Genomic DNA, 1,295 nt, shown 5'->3' with positions numbered 1-1,295 from the left:
CTCGAATGACGTGCGCGGGGTACTCGTTATCGCGTCGGTCCCGCACTCGGGCAATGCCTGTCGTCCAGAAGAGCGGCTCGTTCGGGCTAAGCGCATGTGCGTGCTGCATGGCTTGTGCGGCGCGCCGAATGAGATCGCCAGCCTTCCATCCCCAGGGCTGCTGTTGTGTCGAGGGCAGGGTATGCCACCGGATTCGTTGGGCCCGTAGCTTGGTCACTCGGACGCGGACTGAGGACTCGTCGAACTCGACGTCGCTGCGCAGGAGCCGACAGCTTTCTTCTGGTGCCCATCCTGTTTGTAGGTGGAGCAGCACTCTAATGGCGAGCAGGTACTCGTCCTCTGGCGTGAGATATGCCCCCACGGCTGTTGTCAGCGAGCGGGCCTGCAATCGCGCGTCCCGGTTGAATCCTGACTCTTGGTCGACGTCACATCCATTCAGTGCCCGCTGCGGCCCAGACAGGTGAACCTGGAACGATTCGTCGTAGGGCAGGTTCCGAAGAGCCCACAGAAGGTTCTCCACTCGGTCCCAGCCGTGGCGGCGGGGATCTTTCCCGGCTTTCAGCAGGGTGTTACCGCGTGCGAGTCGTTCTTCGGTGTCGCGCACGATCGTTCGGCATGTCTGCTCAAGTTGTAGCCGTTCGTCGTTGCTGAACTCGTCGAGTGGCAAGCCTTCCCATGCACTGCCGTCAAGAACCCACCCGTTGGCCCAATCGGCGAGGACACCGTCAAAGATGCCATTCGTTTGGAGGTATCGGGCGACGTGATTACGCAGTTCCATGCCGAGGTCTTTTGCGTGCACGCTGGGTGGTGGGAAGCGCAGCACCATGGCCGATTCCCAGTCATGCAGTCGCCGCGCCACCTGTGCACCGTCTCCGGACAGGGTGAGGAATCTGTCGGAGTCCTCGGTGAAGAACTCGGCAGCCCGTCTGATGACACCTGCTTGACGGGCGAGGGTGCCAGGCGTCAAATCGAGGTGTTCGGCGGCTTCCTTCCAGGCGTCGGCTAACTCGGCGACAAGTCGTGTAGCGCCGTACTTGCTTGGGTCGATGCGCGCCGACCTGATCGGCCCGCCGGGCGGGAAGATCACCACACGCTCTTCAGCGTCAGCAGCATTCACCGTTCCGCCTCCAGTTCGTCCAACGCGTAGGTGGCGTAGTCCATGGTGTTGTCGTTCCAGGATTCGAACGCACGTTGAATCAACTCATCTGACTCGTCGACATAGCGGAGGTAGACCATTGTCGTGGACGGACTTGCGTGCCCAAGTAGGCGTTGCAGTGTCAGCAGCGGGTTGTGGA

General features: G+C 61.5%; 2 protein-coding genes. Both read right to left on the bottom strand.

Features of this window, described 5'->3' with window-relative positions; translation table 11 throughout:
• Positions 1-1,117, bottom strand: a 1,117-nt coding sequence (locus IMZ11_RS42305; RefSeq protein WP_228649169.1) for a hypothetical protein, incomplete at its 3' end; no start/stop codon positions are given.
• On the bottom strand, positions 1,114-1,295 hold a 182-nt coding region (locus tag IMZ11_RS42300; RefSeq protein ID WP_228649167.1), incomplete at its 5' end, for a hypothetical protein. The genes IMZ11_RS42300 and IMZ11_RS42305, both read right to left, overlap by 4 nt.

Source organism: Microtetraspora sp. AC03309, assembly GCF_020826795.1.
In the GTDB taxonomy this organism is placed as follows: domain Bacteria; phylum Actinomycetota; class Actinomycetes; order Streptosporangiales; family Streptosporangiaceae; genus Microtetraspora; species Microtetraspora glauca.
Note: the sequence above shows the minus strand (reverse complement) of the source record. Positions and strands in the feature narration are given on the sequence as shown.